Source organism: Heyndrickxia ginsengihumi (genome assembly GCF_011008565.1).
In the GTDB taxonomy this organism is placed as follows: Bacteria; Bacillota; Bacilli; order Bacillales; family Bacillaceae_C; genus Weizmannia; species Weizmannia ginsengihumi.
Map to the genome: position 1 here is coordinate 64,448 of NZ_JAAIWK010000019.1, position 19,729 is coordinate 84,176.

The window sequence follows — 19,729 nt, forward strand, 5'->3', positions numbered from 1 at the left end:
TTTTCCCTTCCTTACTTAAATGTAGCAAAGAATTTAATAGTTTATTTTCTTACAATGTTGGTCTATAAAATCGATATTTACTTCACTAAATATAGTTCTTAACTCTCTTTGAAAACCAAACCAATTTTTATTCGTATGTGCAGCCGCTGCCATACCGCAATTTTCTCTTTTCAACCAGATTCTTCGATGATTCCAGTATGCACCTTGAACAACACCAATCATAAAGATTGCTCCACCCACTGCTAAAAACCATAAAGTTAGATCTTTACGAACGGTCAGTGCCGATACATTGCGTGTCGTTGCCCGAACAAACTTTAGTTTAAAATCATTGTTTCCAGAAGGCTCTATCGTTTTCTGGATCGAAACAAAACTTTTTTCCCCTTCTGGATGCATTGGTGATACTAAACTAAATATAAATGCTGGATTATTTGGGATATAAGAATTCGTTTGCGGTTCACCATTTTTCGCAAAGCCTGTAAAAGACGGATAGTAACCTAATAAATTTACTTGATAGCCGTTTTCTAATAAATAAACTTCTTTTGGGTTATATAAATTGATTGTGATCGCGCCATGTTTTCTTTGCGTATGTTTGTTTTCTAAAGCGAATGTCATCGTATAAAGTTCATGCAGCTTATAATCTGACTGATAGATAGCATAGTGGTCAAATGTTAGCGGTTTATTGACTTGGATAGAAAATGATTTTATTTTTTGCAAATGTCCATTCTCACCTAACATATGTTGGCTGTTTTGCTTATATAAGACTACATCTGTTTGAAAATTTTTTGCCACTTTCCCCGCTTTGGTGATGGCAGCGCTATAATTATGATTATCATGTTTCTTACTGTATACTTGGACAGTAAAATGGCGATTTTGCAGTACATATTTGTTTTGTGTTCCAGGCAACACTTTTTTCTCGCCTTCTCGAATCCAGACAAGCTCGTCCACATACATTCCCGGAACAGAACGAAGCATACAACCAATTAAAAATATAATAAGGCCAATATGATTCACATATGGACCCCAACGTGAAAAACGGTTTTTTTCTGCAAGCAAATTCCCATCTTCTTCACGAATATGGTAATGTTTTGCTTTTAGTTTTTCTATAATGATGAAATAGGTGTGATCGTCTAATAGACCTTCTTTTTCAGCATAAAGTCTCTGCTTCTTAAAAAAGCCCGCATGCTTGGAAACTTTTTGATGCTGCAAAGCCCTTCGCAACGGTATAAAACGATCTAAACTACATATTACAAGAGAAACTCCGATCATCGCAATCAGCAGTAGATACCACCAAGAACCGTAAAGATTTTGAAATCCTAATTTGTACCATAATTCTCCAAATATCCCGTATTCTTGTTTGTAATAGCTAGCAGGATCTATATTAGATGGGATATAGTTTTGCTGCGGAAAAATCGTGCCTACTGCGGTAGCGATAAGTGTAAGAACGATGAAGATGACTCCTATTTTAACAGATGAAAAGAAATTCCAAACTTCATCAACAATCGTTTTATGATACGTTTTTGATCTGAGTCCACTGCCTTCATATCTCATATCATACAGCTGCTGTTTTTTAGCTTCTTCTGTCAATGGACTGCCACATGCTTCACAAAGAATGGTTCCTATCGGATTAACATGGCCGCATTCACATTTGATCGCATTCATATCCAAACTCCCTAGCTTATGGTTTAATGACATCCATCATCTGTATAAAGTCGTTTTTAGTTAAATGTTGATTCCCAACGACAATGTTTTTGATACGTCCATCCGGACCAATTAATATCGTTGTTGGTAAGGGGGCAATATTATATGCATGTTGAACGTCTTTATTTCTGTCGATTAATACGGGAAAGGATAAATGATATTGTTGAATAAACTGGCGCACAAGAAATGTTGTATTCACTACATGAACTGCTAAAATCTGCACTCCTCTGTTTTGATATTCTTTATACAGTTCATTCATAGCAGGCATTTCTTGTTTACAAGGTTGACACCAAGTGCCCCAAAAGTTAAGTAATACACCTTTCCCTTTATAATCTGATAACTGCTGTTTCTTTCCGTTCATATCAGTCAAAACGAAATTCGGTGCTTTATCGCCGACAGCCAAATTTCCGTCTTGATGTTTTGTAATATTAGCATATAAAGAGTATGCCACTAATACAATCAAGACAAGGAGGATGCTCGCTCGCATAATGAATCGCCGTTTCTTTATTTGCGACATCTTCTCACCCTTTAACTCTTTTCAAATATTTATCTTTTTTACTCATGCAATAGTTAATAAATTTGATTAGATGGCCCATTTTTTTGTAAGCAGAACAGCAAAAGAAAATAGGCCAAACGATCAACTAAATCAAATCGCACATCATTATTGAAATTGTTTTCGGCCATTCTCAGCTAAAATTCGAAGTTGTTTTACCTCATGTGGAGTAAGTTCTCTTTTTTCCCCTGCATTTAACCCCTTTAATGTGAGCATTCCAAAAGCTTCCCTCCGCAATTTTTGGACTGGAAATCCGATTGCTTCGAACATGCGACGAACTTGACGATTTCTTCCCTCATGTATTGTAAGTTCAACAATTGATTTTTGTTTTCTTTTATCAAGCGAAATTAGTTTTGCTTTTGCAGGTGCCGTCATACCATCCTCTAACTTAATCCCTTTTTCAAGCTTACGAAGTTCTAACTTTGTTGGAATCCCTTCAATTTTCGCAATATAAGTTTTATCAATCTCATAACGTGGATGCATTAACAAATTTGCAAAGTCTCCATCGTTCGTCACCACTAACAGGCCGGACGTGTCATAATCAAGTCTGCCGACAGGATATACGCGTTCTTTAATATCTTGAAAATAATCGGTAATAACTGTTCGACCTTTATCATCAGATACCGCAGAAATGACACCTCTAGGTTTGTAAAATAAATAATAAACTTTCTCTTCTCTTTCTAGCGGTACACCTTCAACTTCAATTTTATCTGAGGGGGATACTTTTGTGCCCACTTGAGTGACAACTTGACCATTCACTTTCACTTTGCCTTCTATAATTAATTCTTCAGCTTTTCTTCGTGAAGTTATTCCTGCATGTGCAATTACTTTTTGTAAACGTTCCATTCGATACACCTCATTAATTCATCTTATATTCAATCCTCTAAACATTCATTATTACATATAGTAAAAAAAAAGCAAAGAAACCTTTTATCTTGAAGTTAGAAGATAACAGGTTTCTTTGCAGCATCAAGCGTGTTGCCCACACTTTTCTTTTCATCTTTTTCGTCGTTCTTTAAAACGAAAAAAGGATCAATCGTTAAGATCTCCGAAATCAGCCAAACATCCAAACAACAATGCATATTGCAGTCAAAATCCCCACTAAATCTGCTAACAGCCCAACCTTTAAGGCATCTCCCATTTTTTTGATACCAACTGCCCCGAAATAAACGGTGAGGACATAAAGAGTCGTGTCCGTGCTGCCTTGAATGACAGAGGCCATTCTTCCTATTAATGAATCAGGACCATGGGTTGCAATTAAATCACTTAGTAGCCCTAAAGCTGCATTACCAGAGATCGGTCTAATAATGGCAAGGGGGACTACTTCCGATGGTATGCCGAATATTTTTAATAAAGGTTTTAAAAAGCCTACAAAATAATCAAGCGCACCAGATGCTCGAAAAACCGTAATGGCAACAAGCATTCCAAGCAAAAATGGAATAATAGAAATTGCGATTTTGATTCCTTCTTTCCCGCCTTCAACAAAAACTTCATAAGCAGGGATCTTTTTCCAAATACTATATAATAAAATAAATGCAATAATGATGGGAATCATCCAAATCGATATCATTGAAATCCATTGCAACCTTCATCACCTCCTGCGTCGTTTTCTTCGATAGTAAAAGAAACGATCAATACATAACGCTGCAATTGTCGTCACAAAGGTTGCAATTAAAGTTGGAGCTACAATTTCTGTCGGAGCATGAGAGTTATAGTTCATTCGAATGGCGATAACCGTCGTAGGTATCAATGTAAGACCGGATGTATTTAAAGCAAGAAAGGTGATCATTGAGCGACTTGCTTCTTGTTTTCCGCCATTTAACGCTTTTAATTGCTCCATCGCTTTAATGCCGAGCGGAGTTGCAGCATTGCCGAGCCCAAACATATTGGCAATCATATTTGATAAAATATAGCCCATTGCAGGATGGTTTTCAGGTACTTCTGGAAAGATCTTTTTCATAATCGGTTTGAATAGTTGTGCTAATTTCGCAAGCAGACCCGAAACTTCAGCGATTTTCATCATTCCAAGCCAAAAAACAAGAACACTTATTAACCCGATACTAATCGTTACAGCTTCATTTGCAGAATGAAATATCGCTTCATTCACTTCTTTCATTCTTCCATTTATTGCTGCAAATATAAAACCAACAATTGTCATACCTATCCAAATATAATTAACCATCTTTTTTCACACCTAAGTCTAATAATAATGCTTCTTTAAATAGTGCCTTCCATGATTCTTTATGCTCCATTACTTTTTTCTGATAATAAATCGGTGTTGTTTTAATCACTTTATGATCCATATAAACAACAGCCTTACCGACGATTTGAGGAATCTTTTTTGGATCTTTCCAATCTTTTTTAGGCTTCACCAATTGATAGTCAACATTTACTGAGTCTACTTCATTTTTTGCCAATGGATAAGTAATATCATGCTTTACATACACATGGTTTTTTAAATATTTGTTTGTTATGGCTTGAATAGCACCTTTTCCAACAATAATCTTCGTATCGTAATGTTTAAAACCATATTGATACATAGCAATGTGATCATTCCAATCATCAGAATCATTTAGAGTAACAGCTATGTAATGTTCTCCATTTTTCGTTGCTGTTGATACTAAAGTACGATGCGCCTTTTTTGTAAATCCTGTTTTTCCGCCTGTACAATATTTATACTTTTCAGTTAAAAGTCTATTTTTATTTTTCCATCCTTTATAAAATTTTGTTCCGGCTATTTTTCGATACGTTTTATTTTGCATTGCATAACGTGTGAGCAATGCCATATCATAAGCGGTAGAATAATGTTCTCCATTAGGATCTTCCAGTCCACTTGGATTCGTAAAATGGGTGTTCTTCATTCCAATTTCTTTAGCTTTTTGATTCATAAGAAAAACGAACCCTTCAATACTTCCGCCCACACTTTCAGCGATTACATTCGCTGCATCGTTGCCAGAGCGCAGCATCAAACCATAAACTAAATCTTTAAGTTTCCATTTATCACCTTGTTTTAAATATAGTGACGATCCTTCTGTCCTTATTGCTCGTTCACTTACTGTCACTTTTTGATTCATTTTTCCTGACTCAATAGCTAAAATTGCCGTCATGATTTTTGTTATTGAGGCGATGCTTCGTGGTTCATATGCATCTTTTTCGTATAAAATTCTTCCTGTATCTTGATCCATTAAGATTGCACTTTTTGCCTGAACTGTCATATCTGCCTTCACATTTTTAACAGGAAAAATCATAAGGAGAAGAAAACCGATAAGCATAATAGATACAATTCTTTTCATGAAGCATACTCCTTTTTTCAATCGACTAAATTTAGCGATCCATCTTTGTACAAGTTTATGCTGGACAAGACGGGATATGATTACAAAAAATTCTTTTCAATGGTATATTCCTTATAACACGCTCCAGGATGCTCACTTTCTGCGAGCGGTTGCTGAGCTTCCTTGACCCTTACGCCTACGAAGTCTTATCTTTTCCAACTAATCCCGTAGGAGCTTCGCATCCTTCCACTACAATCGCCTTCTTAAGGAGTGGCTAAAGTGAACATTCTGTTTATAAGCAACAGCCTTTAAAAGAGTCTAAAATAAAAACAACTGACTTGTAATCATACAAGTCAGTTGTTTTTATTTATTGTTCGTTATTAAATTGATCTTGAAACTTCTCAAAGAATAAATCGGCCTCATCTTGAGAAAAATCATCCTCCATTTTCTCCGGAAATGGCGGTAACTCCTTTAAATCCTTTAAACCAAAATGGTCTAAAAATTCTTTTGTCGTTCCATATATGATTGCTCTGCCATTACTGCCTTGCCTTCCCACTTCCTGAATTAACCCTTTAGCCATTAAAGTTTGCAACGGACGTTCAGTTTTCACACCACGAATTTCTTCAATTTCTATTCTAGTAATGGGCTGTTTGTAAGAAATGATTGCAAGCGTTTCAAGGGCAGCCTGTGACAATGTATTTGTATTCGGAGATTCTACCAATTTCTTTAAATATACAGCATTTTCCTTTTTAGTTGCTAATTGGTATGTATCCGCAAGCTCAATGATTGTAATGCCTCGATCTGAATTAGATTCATAATCCATTTTCAAACTTTCAATAATTTCAATCGCCTCAAATTCTTCGATTTCCATCACCGTTGTAATTTGCTTTATCGATAAACCTTCATCGCCTGCGGCAAACAATAGGCTCTCTAGTATTCCTTTCCAATTAATAAGATCCACTTTCATTCTCCCCTTTTCTTGCAACAAAAATTTCACCAAAATTCTGTTCTTGCTCCACAATGATCTCATGTCTTTTCATCAGCTCTAATATCGCCAAAAAAGTAACAACAATATGTTCCTTATCAGGAATTGGAAAGAGTGATTCGAAATTTTTCCTTTCGGAGGTTTGAGGCAATAATTCTAGAATTTCATCCATTCGCTTTTCTATTGAAATCTCTTGCCTTGTGATTTTTGTTGAAAGTGGTTTTTGTAGTTTTTTCCTGCGCAGTAATTTATTTAATGCACCTAACATGTCATAAATTGAAACATCTAAATTGATTTTATCAGTATCTATTTCTTTCACGTAATCAGATAAATCACTAGGTGGTTTTGTAAATATTTGACTCCTATTCTGTTCAAGCTGTTTTAATTCCTGTGCTGCTTCTTTATATTTTCGGTATTCAAGTAGCTTTTCAACAAGATCGTCACGAGGATCCTCTTCGGGAAAATTTTCATCCTCTTCGATAACATCAACTTCCTGTTTTGGAAGCAACATTTTACTTTTAATCGCTAATAAAGTTGCAGCCATGACTAAATATTCACTGGCTACATCTAATTCTAATTCTTTCATCGTGTGTATGTAAACTAAATATTGTTCCGTTATTTCAGCCATAGGTATATCGTAAATATCAATTTCTAATTGATTGATTAAGTGTAGCAGTAAATCTAATGGACCTTCAAATGCATCAATTTTAACTTTGTATTCCATACTTCACCGTTCCTTCTAAGCTACAGAGCTCCTTAACTAGTATAGTAAAATAACGCTCATCCTCCAACAATAATTTTTTTATTTTACTAGCTCATTTTTATCTGTTGGGCACAAGCCTATACACTTAGTTAAATTCAGACATAGTATACTTTATAGGCTACTAAAGGAGGTAATCTAATGTCTGACGGCTTTGGTTTTGGAGGCGGCTTTGCATTAATTGTCGTACTCTTTATATTATTAGTAATTGTTGGCAGTGCCTATATCTATTAAACATAATGAAACTCAAGGAATGTATCCTTGAGTTTCATTTATTTCTTTCATCTCTGTATCAGCTGACACCTATTTTGACGATCCAATCATCCACACATCTCCTTTTGCAAAAACAAGAAACGTTACATATGGATGGGCGAAAAAACAGGACAATAGTAACATTTATTTCAAAACAAGTAAACGTTAGAAGAATGTATATTACCCATTCTTAAGAACTAGATGGTTATTCATCTATGGGCATCTATTGGCATAAAGGTACAACATACTGCTATTACGTGAAAAAAGAAGACCTTTAGCAATTTTGGTCTTCTTGCTCATCACATTTATTAAAAAAATCTACGATATATTCATTAGGAATGACTTTCTTTTGATCATATAATTGTTTAAGAGCTTTCACCATACTTTTTCCAATTCCTTGACGGCGATAAGAAGGATTAACAGATATATGCTGTATTTTTACGACATCGTCTTCAATGACAACTCCAATTAAGCCAATAATATCCTCGTCTTCTTTCCATAAGAAAAGTTGCCAGTTTTCTTCTGTCTCATATTGATTTTTTGTCTGCTGAAGTTTCTTTAAATCTTTTTCATCAGGCATAAATGATAAAAGCCCCATCGCAATCTTATCGAAAACCTTTTTATAACGAATTAACATTATATATCCCTCGTTGTCATTTCCAATTTAAGCCAAAAAAACGCTTTTCTTATTAGTATATGCTTATTAAAGTAAAAGTAAACGTATTAATATCTAATTCATTTTTATCATATGCTTTTCATAAACACAAGGGAATTACTCAAAAAAAATTCTTTTCAACTATAAAATACCTATTGAAAACATATTTTTTAATTCTCTTGTCCAATGCCAACAGATAAACGCAAATCATTTCTTAACAAATCCTCATATGTTTCACGTTTTACAACAAGAATCGCTTCTCCATTTTCAACAAAAACAACGGGCGGTCTAGGAATACGGTTATAATTATTTGCCATAGAATATCCATAAGCCCCAGTACAGAAGACAGCTAAAAGATCTTGATCATTCGATTTAGGGAGTGGTAAATCCCAAATAAGCATATCCCCTGATTCACAACATTTCCCAGCAATTGAAACCGTTTCTTCAATTTCCGCTAAAGGACGATTTGCCAATACTGCCTCATACTTAGCATCATATAATGCCGGACGTATATTATCACTCATTCCACCATTAACAGCCAGGTATTTTCTGACATTTGGCACTTCTTTGCTTGAACCAATTGAATATAAAGTTGTCCCTGCCTCACCTACTAAAGATCTTCCAGGCTCAATCCAAATTTCCGGCATTGGTAATTCATATTTTGCAGCTTGCACCTTTACTTCTTTTACAATTTCCTCCACATATTTAGCCGGTGATAACGGTTCATCCTCATGTGTATAACGAACGCCAAATCCCCCTCCTAAATTTAGAACACTAGGGGAAAATTCAAGTTCCTTATTCCATTTCGAAAGTTTTTCAACAATTTTTTGCGCTGCAAGTATAAAGCCTGTCGTTTCAAAAATTTGTGATCCAATATGACAATGCAATCCTAAAAGATGTAAATATTCAGATTGCAACGCACGTTTTAGCGCAGCTTCAGCTTGTCCATTTTGCAAATCAAACCCAAATTTGGAATCTTCTTGACCAGTTAAAATATAATCATGCGTATGTGCTTCTATTCCCGGTGTAACACGCAGTAAAATTTGCATCACCTGATTTTTTTCTTTACACAAGTTTTCCAACATATCTAATTCATAAAAATTATCAACCACAATACAACCAATATTGGCAGCTAACGCAAATTCTAGTTCTTCTTTGCTCTTATTATTACCGTGAAAATGAATCTTATCAACTGGAAACTCCGCTGCTAATGCTGTATATAATTCACCACCGGATACGACATCAAGCGAGAGTCCTTCTTCTTTTGCCAATTGCAGCATCGCAATGGTAGAGAATGCTTTGCTTGCATAGGCTACTTGGAAATGAACCCCTAATTGCTCGAATGTTTCCTTAAACGCTCTAGCTCGCTGCCGTATTAAAGCAACGTCATAAACGTAAAGAGGCGTCCCATATTTAGCCGCTAAGTCAACTGTATCAACGCCTCCAATTTCTAAATGTCCCTGCCCATTTACCCTTGATGTTCCGTAAAAATGCATGTTAATCTCAACTCCACCGATAATCATTATATTTGCATATGAAAGAAGAACAGACAGCCCGTTAATGAACTGTCTGAATATACAATTTTATAAAAATTTATTAGATAAACTTTATCATAAAAATACATATTTGACAATGTTTTATGCATTATCTGGTGGCTGCCGAAAACGATCTATAGGGTTAGTAATGCTCGGGCGCATAAATTGTCCTGGTACAGACCGCCGGAAAATTACTTGTAAACATGCTTTTGGGTTAAAAGGAATAATCGGCCAGCAATAAGGAGCATTTAAAGCCTTAATAGACACTAAGTAAAGGATAAATACAGTCGTTCCAAGTACAAATCCTTTGACACCGAAAAAGGCAACAAAAAATAATAACACGAGTCTAATAATACGATTGGCTACACTTAATTCATAGCTTGGAGTTACAAAAGTACCAAGGGCTGATGCCGCAACGTAAAGAATGACTTCCGAAACAAATAGACCGACTGCAACCGCAATTTGTCCAATCATGACAGCAGCGATAATGCCCATTGCTGTTGCGAGTGGTGTTGGCGTATGGATGGCCGCCACCCTCATACATTCAATTCCTAAATCAGCAATAAAAAGTTGAACAATGATAGGAACATGTGCATGTTTGTTAGGTCCAATATAATCAAGTTTTTCAGGTAATAAAGATGGCTCTGCAACATATATATACCATAATGGTAATAAAAAGAGAGAAACAAATATCCCCATATACCTTATCCAACGGATAAAGGTTCCTACTGAGGAAGCTTCCCTGTATTCTTCAGCATGCTGCATATGATGAAAGATTGTCGTTGGTGCAATAATGACACTTGGCGAAGTATCGACAATAATTAATACATGCCCTTCTAATAAATGTGTAGCGGCAACATCGGGTCTTTCTGTATAACGAGAAAGTGGAAAAGGATTATATCCTTGGTGAAAAATAAATTCCTCCACTGTTTTATCCGCCATTGTTACTCCATCTATTTCGATTTCTTCAATTTCTTTTTTTATTAAGTTAACGGTATCAGGATCAGCAATGCCATCAATATAAGCAATTGCGATATCTGTTTTTGATCTTTCTCCAGCTTTCTTCATCTCTATCCGTAAACGTTCATCACGGATACGTCTGCGTGTTAAAGCGGTGTTAATAACAATATTTTCAACATAGCCGTCCCTAGAACCCCGCACTACCTTCTCTGTATCTGGCTCCATCGGCATTCTGCCTGGATACGATCTAACATCGACAATAATGGCCTGCTGTTGACCTTCAACAACAATACCGATCAAACCTGATAATACTTGATCGACTAGCTCATCGAAAGTTTTCACGAGCTCCATCTGTTGATTAACAATTCGATTTTGTACTAATTCAAACACTTTTATTGTTTGTTTTTCAGTATCATTTAAATTAACTAACTCAGTGATAACACGCGAAACACTAATGGAATCATTTAATCCATTTAAATAGTACAAATGCACATCTTTTCTTAAAATCTTTAATTTTCTTACTCCAACATCATAGCTTGTTCCTAAGCCAACGCGTTTTTTCCACAATTCTTCAAGATCGTCTAACTGACTTGGAATCGGTGTCTTTTGATTCATATTTGAAACCGCTCCTTTCTAAAATGAGTTCTACAGCTTTTTTCGTAATCGGAGCCCCCATAGTAAAGTGATCTTTTTTTGACATTTTTCCAACATCGCCAATCCCGACAACAATTGGAACATTTAGCTGATCAATACTATATACTGTATCCCCATTTATCTTTTTCAATTCCAATTCCGGCACACCAAACTTATCTACACCATATGGCGTTAGTTCTCCGTTTTGATCAATGCAAACATCTACTTTTGTCCATTCAGCTTGATGTGTTTTTGATGCGACAGCAATAATGCCTAACACTTTAATATCAGGATGTTGCGCTACATATAAAAGCGCTTGCTCCCCACTGCCTGGTCCAAGAAATCCGCTATCATCAAACATGACTAAGACAGGATCGTATGGCGTTTGTTTGATTAATTCCACCATTTTCTTTCCGCTTATTTGAGTAGGATTCCCAAATGATTGCGAAATACAGCGTCCACCTATTTCTTTCGCAATCACCTCAATTGCACGTTTGGCATATTCATCCCCATCAGTGATAAGTATTACCTGTCGCCGCTTTTCCATCTCTCATTTCCTTTCTAAATCATTGTTAATGGTTGACAAAATAAATCCATTGGAATAAGGAACCTACTACTTTACCAAGAACAATTGCCATTAAAGCACTTATTAATTGACCATCAATCCCTATCCGTTTTGCAAAAATGGGAATGACATTCACAACCTCAGTTAAGGCAGCTGCTAGCATACCAACAAAAATTCCACTAAACAAGCCAATTGGAATTGAAATGATTCCTCCTAAATGTAAAACTATATTTCGAAGTTCTGTCCATGTTCCTAATACTACACCTAACACAATTGCCCATTCATAATATTGAACAAGATGGTCTGATTTTGATAACTGCGTTAAACGCGGAACAATTCCAAGTACAGTTAAAAAGGCTACGAATCCACAGCCAACCATAAGCCCGCTTCCTAGACCAATGAGGATGACTATCATTTCTTTAATGATGATCAAAACGTTTTACGTTCTCCCCGTTCTCATACATCGAAATATATTGATCAATATCTTGCTGATAATTAAATATCTCAACTTCAAGCGGGCTCGGTTCTTCATTAAATCGTTTTTTAAATATGTGATTAAAGAAGACAATCATCCCAAGACCTATACCAATTGAATAAGGAATTTGCAAAAATAATGGAGTATAATCATTTTGACCTGTTAACATGTAATAAATTTTTTGATGTACTTCCTGCATACTGACATCTTCATGAAAATTCATAATCGCGAGTGCCGAACCAATAAAAAGCAATATCCATATAAATGAAAAAATTAATGGATGTACCTTTTTCTTTTCTAAAGCTATTTCCACAATTGTTTCTACAGGTCCTATCGCTTCTATGTTAATGGTTTGCAAGTGATACTTTAATACTGAAATAATTTTCATTAAATCAATTACAACAGTATTATGATCTTGTTCAGAAATCTTATAAATTGGAAGTTCTGATACAGTTTTTATGATTGGCTCAGGCGCAATAATTTGGGCAATATGAGATAACTTGACTAAACTATTAGGCGCTAAACTTACCCGATGTCTTAAACGCAAATAAACTGTCTCATCCATGTTGTTCACCTCTGCCAATTGTTAGATATATTGTATTATGTGACATCGAGGGATTTTCATACACAATCACAACATGATCGTATTAATAGAATATTTCGAGGATAAAAGTGTGCGTTTTGTGTTGGAACTATACAAACTATTATGAGAAGAATTTTAAAAAGAAGTGCATTATTCAGCCCATAAAAAAAGCGCATTATAACTCCATGCGCTCCTTCATTACTTCCAATATTTTCTTTTCTAAACGAGATACTTGAACTTGGGAAATTCCCAAACGTTCTGCTACCTCTGATTGTGTTTGATCTTTATAATAACGAAGATAAACAATTAATCTTTCACGTTCATCCAATCCGCGAATTGCCTCTTGCAGTGCAATTTTATCGAACCATTTATGATCATTTTGATCAGAGATTTGGTCCAACAATGTAATTGGATCTCCATCATTTTCATAAACCGTTTCATGAATGGATGAAGGGGACCTACTTGCTTCTTGTGCAAGAACAACGTCCTCAGGCGAAATTTCCAGATAGGTTGCGATTTCCTTTACAGTCGGCGATCTTCCATATTTTTTTGAAAGCTCATCTCGTGCTTTTCGAATCCGATTCCCAGTTTCTTTTAATGATCGACTTACTTTTACTGTCCCATCATCGCGAATAAACCGTTGAATTTCGCCAATGATCATCGGAACTGCGTATGTGGAAAATTTAACATCATATGAAAGATCAAATTTATCCACAGATTTTAAAAGTCCAATGCACCCAATTTGAAACAAATCATCAGGCTCATAACCACGATTTAAAAAGCGCTGAACAACAGACCAAACAAGCCTCATATTTTTTTCTACAATTTGATCACGAGCCTGCTGATCGCCTTCTTGACTTTTTTTAATCAGTTCCTTTACTTCATTGTCTTTCAAATATGTTTGTTTTTTATTTTTCTTCAGTTCTACATCCATAGGCACGTCTCCTTAATTACATAAGGCTTTTTTTATCGCTAAATGCTTTTTTAGACGAACAATGGTGCCTAGCTCTGGTTGTGACTGTATTTCTACATCGTCCATAAAATTCTCCATAATTGTAAATCCCATTCCAGATCTTTCTAATTCTGGTTTCGTTGTAAATAATGGCTGTCTTGCTTCATCGATGTCTTGCATTCCAACACCTTCGTCGCGAACAATAATTTCGACTGTACCATTCTCTTCTATCGATACTGATAAAAATACGATTCCATTCGGATCCTCTTCATAACCGTGAATAATCGCATTTGTAACCGCCTCGGAAACAACGGTTTTAATTTCCGTTAGTTCATCCAATGTCGGATCTAACTGTGAAATGAATGCTGCTACTGTTACACGCGCAAATGACTCATTTTGACTTAAAGCAGAAAATTGTAATTGCATATTATTTTTCATTAGGCAACCCCCAATCTATGAAGTGCAAATTGTTCAGATTCATCCAAACGAATAATTTTAAACAAACCTGATAATTCAAATAACCGTTTCACAGCTGGGGAAATCGCACAAACAATCATTTCACCATTTTTTTGCTTAATTTGCTTATATCTGCCTAATATAACTCCTAGTCCCGAACTATCCATAAAGGAAAGTTGTTCTAAATTTAAAACAAGATGCTGAATCCCGTTTTTATCTATTGAGTTTGTTACTTCTTCGCGAAGTAAATCTGCAGAATGATGATCTAATTCACCTTTTAGCCGTATACATAGAACATCTTTTTTCACTTCTAAATCAATATCTAGACCCACTATTTACAGCCTCCTTATCTGTTATAGTGAGTCTTTTCGACTTATACATGCAATTCTCCTTCTGAATGACAAAACTAGAAAAAAAACTGCAAAAGCTTTAGTATTTCGACATTCGATAGTTAATGTGCTTTCGTAAATAATCCGATTGCACGCTTAAATAAATGCCACCAGCTGGCCGGCTTTACATTTTGGTCAGCAACCAGTTCCGTTTTAACCAATTGTTTTCCGTCTTTATGGATCGTTAAAGTTCCTATTGGCTCACCTTTTTTAATTGGTGCTTTTAAATGGTCTTTTAATTTTACCGATTTCTTAACATCGGATAGCTGTTCCCCTTTTTTCGTAAGCACAGAAACAGGTTCACTAGTTACAGCATGAATATTCTTCACATTTCCTTTGCTAATCTTAACTTCTGCTAAAGCTTTCCCTTTCTTATAAAGATTATGGGTCGCATATTGACTAAACGCATAGTCAAGCATTTTTGTTACTTGTGCATTCCGCTCTTTAGTTGAAGGAGCTCCGAAAATAACTGCAATTACACGCATTCCGTTCTTTTTCGCTGTAGCGGTTAAACAGAATTTTGCATCATTAGTGAATCCTGTTTTAAGACCGTCAACTCCAGGATAGTAACGAACAAGTTTATTTGTATTAACAAGCCAGAATTTTTTATCCGAATCCTCCCTTAAATAGCTTTCATATGTACCTGTAAACTTTGTAATTTCCTCATGTTTTAGTAATTCTTTAGCTAAAATGGCCATATCGTATGCTGAGCTATAGTGGCCTTTTACAGGTAAGCCAGTAACATTTTTAAATTTAGTATCTTTTAGCCCCAGCTCTTTTGCCTTTTTATTCATCTTATCTACAAAGGCTTCTTCACTGCCTCCTATGCGCTCAGCCATTGCAACTGCAGCGTCATTTGCCGAACCAATCGCAATTCCTTTTAACATTTCTTTTACTGTCATTTCTTCTCCAGGTTCAAGGAAAATTTGGGAACCCCCCATTGATGCTGCATACTCACTTGCTCGTACTTTCTCATCCATTTTTAATTGCCCTTTATCAATCGCTTCCATTATCAATAACATCGTCATAATCTTTGTCATTGAAGCAGGTGGCAATCTTTTATGAGCATTTTTTTGATATAAAACGGCGCCTGTATCTTGCTCAATTAAAATTGCTGATTTTGCATTGCTCGCAAGCTCTGTATTTGTATTTTTCTCCGCTGCGAATGTATTTGTTTGTGATACTGTCGTAATAAAGAATAATAAGCAAACGAACAAACTGACTATTTTTTTCATGATGTCCCTCCAAATGATAAAATGGTTACTTCTTACGCTGCAGTTCAGCAATAAACAAATTTAGCCCTATATTTTTTTACATAAAACCATTTTTTCCAATTTGGGTATTTTTATTCAACCTTTTCCTTCATAAAAAAATCGCCTGAGAGCATTCTCAGACGATTTTTCAAATAATCCTTATAACGTAATTTCTTCATGAATAAGGATAGGTGCTTCAATTTTTTCTTTTGAAATTTTAATATTTGAATAAAGTTTTTGTTTTACTTCTACAACATTTTCTTGATTCGCATGAATTGTTAGCAGTGATTCACCTTTTTTCACTTTATCACCAATTTTTTTATGAAGGACAATACCGACAGATAAATCGATGGTTGATTCTTTTGTAGCACGCCCTGCTCCTAATAACATAGCGGCAATTCCAATCTCATCAGCTACGATTTCTGATACATAGCCATCTTCTTTTGCGGGTAGCTCTATCGTAAATGGCGCTTGTGGTAATTTCGATGGATCATCAACAATAGAATCATCTCCACCTTGCGCCCGTAAAAATGTTTTAAACTTTTCAATTGCTTTTCCTGTTTTAATCGATTCAAGCAATAATTGACGTGCTTCCTCCAATGATGACGCCTTTTCAGCTAAGACAACCATATGGCTACCTAACGTTAAACAAAGCTCTGTTAAATCTTCTGGTCCTACGCCACGCAACGTATCAATTGCTTCTCTAACCTCTAATGCATTCCCAACTGCAAATCCAAGCGGTTGACTCATATCACTAATAACAGCCATCGTTTTTCTTCCAACACTGTTTCCGATATTCACCATTGCTTGAGCAAGTTCACGTGATCCCTCAATCGTTTTCATAAAAGCACCGGCGCCTGTTTTTACATCTAAGCAAATCGCATCTGCACCAGCCGCAATTTTTTTACTCATAATCGAGCTTGCAATTAGAGGAATACTGTTTACAGTTCCCGTTACATCACGAAGTGCATATAATTTTTTGTCAGCCGGTGTTAAATTACCGCTTTGGCCAATCACAGCGAGCTTATGTTCATTTACAAGTTGAATAAATTCATCATTGCTAATTTCCACATGGAAACCGCTTATAGATTCTAACTTATCAATGGTTCCTCCCGTATGCCCAAGACCACGGCCACTCATTTTCGCAACCGGAACACCTAAAGATGCAACTAAAGGTCCAAGCACTAAAGTTGTCGTATCACCAACACCGCCTGTTGAATGTTTGTCAACTTTAATCCCTTCAATAGCCGAAAGATCAATTGTATCTCCAGATTGCACCATTGCCATCGTTAAATCTGCACGTTCTTGTTCATTCATATCTTGGAAAAAAACAGCCATTGCAAAAGCACTCATTTGATAATCAGGAATAGCTCCTTTCGTATAGCCATCAATGACAAATTGAATTTCCTCAGTCGTCAGTGCTTTTCCATCACGCTTTTTCTCAATGAGATCGACCATTCTCATGGATTTACACCTACTTCCAATTGTTTAACAATTTCTTTGACATATGTACAAAAATCATCCCGAATTCGATTAGTAACTTCTATTACTTCTTCATGATTTAATGGGGTGTCTAGAATACCTGCAGCCATATTCGAAATACATGAAATACCTAGTACTTTCAAACCAGCATGTCTTGCTACGATCACTTCGGGAACAGTTGACATGCCGACTGCATCGCCTCCAAGCGTGCGTACCATTCTAATTTCAGCTGGGGTCTCATAAGAAGGCCCAGTAAACCCAACATATACTCCTTGCTGTATGTTTATATTTAGTTGGTCTGCGATGCTTCTTGCTAACGCTTGTAATTCTGTATCATATGCGTTCGTCATATCTGGAAAACGAACCCCTAAATTTGCATCATTCGGTCCCATTAATGGATTACTTCCCATAAAATTAATATGATCAGAAATGATCATTAAATCTCCAGCATTGAATGTTATATTTACGCCTCCAGCTGCATTTGTAACGATTAGCACCTCAACGCCAAGTTCTTTCATGACACGTACAGGGAATGTTACTTGATCAAAATGATATCCTTCATAATAGTGAAACCGCCCTTGCATAGCTACAACTTCTTGATCATTCAGCGAACCAAATACAAGTTGGCCGGCATGACCAGCAACTGTAGAAATTGGAAAATTTGGGATTTCTTTATATGGTATATTTACCGCATTTTTTATTTCATCTGCTAAAATACCAAGACCCGATCCTAGAATTAAACCAATTTTCGGCTGTCCTGTATATTTATTTTTTAAGAAGCTCGCCGCTCTTTCTACTTGAGTATAATCCATGAAATATTCCCCCCTATTTTAGATCGCGTAAAAAGCTTGTTCCATAATCAGGTAATTTCACATTAAAATTATCAGCAACAGTTGCTCCAATATCAGCAAATGTTTTTCTTAAAGGCAATTCTTTTCCCCTTTTAAATTGTTTAGAATAAACAATAAGTGGCACAAATTCTCTTGTATGATCAGTACCGTGATGAACTGGATCATTTCCATGATCAGCCGTAATAATAAGTAAATCTTCTGCCGTCATTTTTGCAAATACTTCAGGCAAACGGGCATCAAATTCTTCTAGTGCTTTCCCATAGCCTTCAGGATCACGCCGGTGTCCATATAATGCATCAAAATCAACTAAATTTAAGAAGCTTAAGCCTGTAAACTCTTTATCCATTGTTTTGATAAATTTATCCATTCCATCCATATTCGATACAGTGCGAACTGCGTCTGTTATCCCTTCACCATCATAAATATCAGCGATTTTTCCGAGGGCAATGACATCATAGCCACCATCTTTTAATTCATTCATTACAGTTCTACCGAAAGGCTTCAATGCATAATCGTGGCGATTAGAAGTTCGTGTAAAATGACCTGGTTCGCCTACAAATGGACGAGCAATCACACGTCCTACTTTATATTCATCAGCTAATGTTAATTCCCGAGCAATTTTACATATTTTATAAAGCTCTTCTAAAGGAATAACTTCTTCGTGAGCTGCAATTTGCAAAACAGGATCAGCAGACGTGTAAACAATGATTGCCCCCGTTTCCATATGCTCCTTACCCAATTCTTCAATGATAGCCGTACCACTTGCAGGTTTATTGCCAATTACCTTTCGTCCTGTTTTTTCTTCTAATTGTCGAATAAGCTCTTCTGGAAAGCCATTTGGGAAAGTTTGAAAAGGTTCTTTAATATTTAAACCCATTATTTCCCAATGTCCTGTCATTGTGTCTTTTCCATTTGATGCTTCTTGCATTTTCGTATAATAAGCTAACGGATGTTCTGCTGGTGTAATCCCTTTAATTTCACGAATATTTGAAAGACCTAATTTCCCCATATTCGGCATGTTCAATCCATTCATTTTCTCAGCAATATGTCCGAGTGTGTCTGCACCTTTATCGTTAAATTTCTCAGCGTCGGGTGCTTCCCCTATGCCAACAGAATCCAACACAATTAAATGAATTCTTTTATATGTACGATTTTCCATCATAACATCTCCTTTTCAGCGTTCCCTGTTGGGTTTTACAACGTTTACATGTTGTCTCATTCATATCAAGCTTATTTTACTAGAATGCCCAGAAAAAATACAATAAAACCGCGATAATGAAGTGACCCCTAAAAGTTAGACACAGTTATTTCATTAGGCAGTGTGTGTAAAATGAGTTCGGTATTGTACCGGACTCATTTTTAATTTTGCCTTGATCCGTTTCGTATTATAGTAATTAATATATTTTTGTAATTCTACTTT

Annotated in this window: 23 protein-coding genes; 1 reads left to right on the plus strand and 22 read right to left on the minus strand. The window is 35.9% G+C overall.

The window, feature by feature from the left end:
• Positions 1 to 33: 33 nt before the first annotated feature.
• The 8 genes from G4D61_RS12090 to G4D61_RS12125 all read right to left on the minus strand — a co-directional run bounded on the left by G4D61_RS12090 (position 34) and on the right by G4D61_RS12125 (position 7,232).
• Positions 34 to 1,659: a cytochrome c biogenesis ResB family protein gene (locus G4D61_RS12090; protein WP_163174049.1), complete on the minus strand. Its 1,626-nt coding sequence runs from the start codon at positions 1,657 to 1,659 to the stop codon at positions 34 to 36.
• Positions 1,660 to 1,675: 16 nt separating this feature from the next.
• Positions 1,676 to 2,215, minus strand: a complete 540-nt coding sequence (gene resA / locus G4D61_RS12095) for a thiol-disulfide oxidoreductase ResA (protein ID WP_163174051.1) — start codon at positions 2,213 to 2,215, stop codon at positions 1,676 to 1,678.
• A 144-nt stretch (positions 2,216 to 2,359) separates the two neighbouring features.
• A complete protein-coding gene (locus G4D61_RS12100; RefSeq protein ID WP_025729025.1) occupies positions 2,360 to 3,097 on the minus strand; it encodes a pseudouridine synthase in 738 nt (245 codons plus the stop codon).
• Between the two features lie 208 nt (positions 3,098 to 3,305).
• On the minus strand, positions 3,306 to 3,836 hold the full coding sequence (locus tag G4D61_RS12105) for a spore maturation protein (RefSeq protein WP_025729023.1): 531 nt from the start codon (positions 3,834 to 3,836) through the stop codon (positions 3,306 to 3,308).
• A gap of 6 nt (positions 3,837 to 3,842) precedes the next feature.
• Positions 3,843 to 4,433, minus strand: a complete 591-nt coding sequence (locus G4D61_RS12110) for a nucleoside recognition domain-containing protein (protein ID WP_025729021.1) — start codon at positions 4,431 to 4,433, stop codon at positions 3,843 to 3,845.
• The gene (locus G4D61_RS12115) at positions 4,426 to 5,544 is read right to left on the minus strand and encodes a D-alanyl-D-alanine carboxypeptidase family protein (RefSeq protein WP_035354072.1); all 1,119 of its coding nucleotides are present in this window, start codon (positions 5,542 to 5,544) and stop codon (positions 4,426 to 4,428) included. Before G4D61_RS12115 ends, G4D61_RS12110 begins: the two co-directional genes overlap by 8 nt.
• 346 nt (positions 5,545 to 5,890) lie before the next feature.
• Positions 5,891 to 6,484 (minus strand): SMC-Scp complex subunit ScpB, encoded by a 594-nt coding sequence (gene scpB / locus G4D61_RS12120; RefSeq protein ID WP_025729017.1) that lies wholly within the window; start codon positions 6,482 to 6,484, stop codon positions 5,891 to 5,893.
• Positions 6,471 to 7,232 (minus strand): segregation/condensation protein A, encoded by a 762-nt coding sequence (locus G4D61_RS12125; RefSeq protein WP_035354075.1) that lies wholly within the window; start codon positions 7,230 to 7,232, stop codon positions 6,471 to 6,473. Before G4D61_RS12125 ends, scpB begins: the two co-directional genes overlap by 14 nt.
• Positions 7,233 to 7,409: 177 nt before the next feature.
• Here G4D61_RS12125 and G4D61_RS12130 point away from each other — a divergent pair, with 177 nt between their 5' ends.
• Complete coding sequence (locus G4D61_RS12130) at positions 7,410 to 7,502, plus strand: YjcZ family sporulation protein (RefSeq protein ID WP_081750022.1); 93 nt, start codon at positions 7,410 to 7,412, stop codon at positions 7,500 to 7,502.
• A gap of 292 nt (positions 7,503 to 7,794) precedes the next feature.
• Here G4D61_RS12130 and G4D61_RS12135 read toward each other — a convergent pair whose 3' ends face one another.
• From G4D61_RS12135 to G4D61_RS12200, 14 genes are all read right to left on the minus strand, one after another.
• Positions 7,795 to 8,157, minus strand: a complete 363-nt coding sequence (locus tag G4D61_RS12135; protein WP_025729013.1) for a GNAT family N-acetyltransferase — start codon at positions 8,155 to 8,157, stop codon at positions 7,795 to 7,797.
• 188 nt (positions 8,158 to 8,345) lie between these two features.
• On the minus strand, positions 8,346 to 9,671 hold the full coding sequence (lysA, locus tag G4D61_RS12140; protein WP_025729011.1) for a diaminopimelate decarboxylase: 1,326 nt from the start codon (positions 9,669 to 9,671) through the stop codon (positions 8,346 to 8,348).
• A gap of 141 nt (positions 9,672 to 9,812) precedes the next feature.
• On the minus strand, positions 9,813 to 11,285 hold the full coding sequence (locus tag G4D61_RS12145; protein WP_025729009.1) for a spore germination protein: 1,473 nt from the start codon (positions 11,283 to 11,285) through the stop codon (positions 9,813 to 9,815).
• Positions 11,242 to 11,850 carry a stage V sporulation protein SpoVABEA gene (gene spoVAEA, locus G4D61_RS12150; protein ID WP_025729008.1) on the minus strand — a complete coding sequence of 203 codons (609 nt, stop codon included), beginning with the start codon at positions 11,848 to 11,850 and terminating at the stop codon, positions 11,242 to 11,244. Before spoVAEA ends, G4D61_RS12145 begins: the two co-directional genes overlap by 44 nt.
• 25 nt (positions 11,851 to 11,875) lie before the next feature.
• The gene (locus G4D61_RS12155) at positions 11,876 to 12,298 is read right to left on the minus strand and encodes a stage V sporulation protein AB (protein WP_025729006.1); all 423 of its coding nucleotides are present in this window, start codon (positions 12,296 to 12,298) and stop codon (positions 11,876 to 11,878) included.
• Positions 12,288 to 12,908 (minus strand): stage V sporulation protein AA, encoded by a 621-nt coding sequence (locus G4D61_RS12160; protein ID WP_025729004.1) that lies wholly within the window; start codon positions 12,906 to 12,908, stop codon positions 12,288 to 12,290. Before G4D61_RS12160 ends, G4D61_RS12155 begins: the two co-directional genes overlap by 11 nt.
• Positions 12,909 to 13,101: 193 nt before the next feature.
• Positions 13,102 to 13,860: an RNA polymerase sporulation sigma factor SigF gene (sigF, locus tag G4D61_RS12165; RefSeq protein ID WP_025729002.1), complete on the minus strand. Its 759-nt coding sequence runs from the start codon at positions 13,858 to 13,860 to the stop codon at positions 13,102 to 13,104.
• Positions 13,861 to 13,872: 12 nt separating this feature from the next.
• On the minus strand, positions 13,873 to 14,316 hold the full coding sequence (gene spoIIAB / locus G4D61_RS12170) for an anti-sigma F factor (protein ID WP_025728999.1): 444 nt from the start codon (positions 14,314 to 14,316) through the stop codon (positions 13,873 to 13,875).
• On the minus strand, positions 14,316 to 14,666 hold the full coding sequence (gene spoIIAA, locus G4D61_RS12175) for an anti-sigma F factor antagonist (protein ID WP_025728996.1): 351 nt from the start codon (positions 14,664 to 14,666) through the stop codon (positions 14,316 to 14,318). Before spoIIAA ends, spoIIAB begins: the two co-directional genes overlap by 1 nt.
• Before the next feature lie 119 nt (positions 14,667 to 14,785).
• Positions 14,786 to 15,958: a D-alanyl-D-alanine carboxypeptidase family protein gene (locus tag G4D61_RS12180; protein ID WP_025728994.1), complete on the minus strand. Its 1,173-nt coding sequence runs from the start codon at positions 15,956 to 15,958 to the stop codon at positions 14,786 to 14,788.
• Between the two features lie 177 nt (positions 15,959 to 16,135).
• Positions 16,136 to 17,440, minus strand: coding sequence for a pyrimidine-nucleoside phosphorylase (locus G4D61_RS12185; RefSeq protein ID WP_025728991.1), 1,305 nt, complete (start codon positions 17,438 to 17,440; stop codon positions 16,136 to 16,138).
• Entirely contained in the window at positions 17,437 to 18,270 is an 834-nt protein-coding gene (locus G4D61_RS12190; RefSeq protein ID WP_025728989.1) for a purine-nucleoside phosphorylase, read from the minus strand. The genes G4D61_RS12185 and G4D61_RS12190 overlap by 4 nt, the downstream gene beginning before the upstream one ends.
• A gap of 13 nt (positions 18,271 to 18,283) precedes the next feature.
• On the minus strand, positions 18,284 to 19,468 hold the full coding sequence (deoB, locus tag G4D61_RS12195; RefSeq protein WP_163174053.1) for a phosphopentomutase: 1,185 nt from the start codon (positions 19,466 to 19,468) through the stop codon (positions 18,284 to 18,286).
• Between the two features lie 153 nt (positions 19,469 to 19,621).
• A partial coding sequence (locus G4D61_RS12200; protein ID WP_163174055.1) for an IS3 family transposase occupies positions 19,622 to 19,729 on the minus strand: 108 nt, incomplete at its 5' end.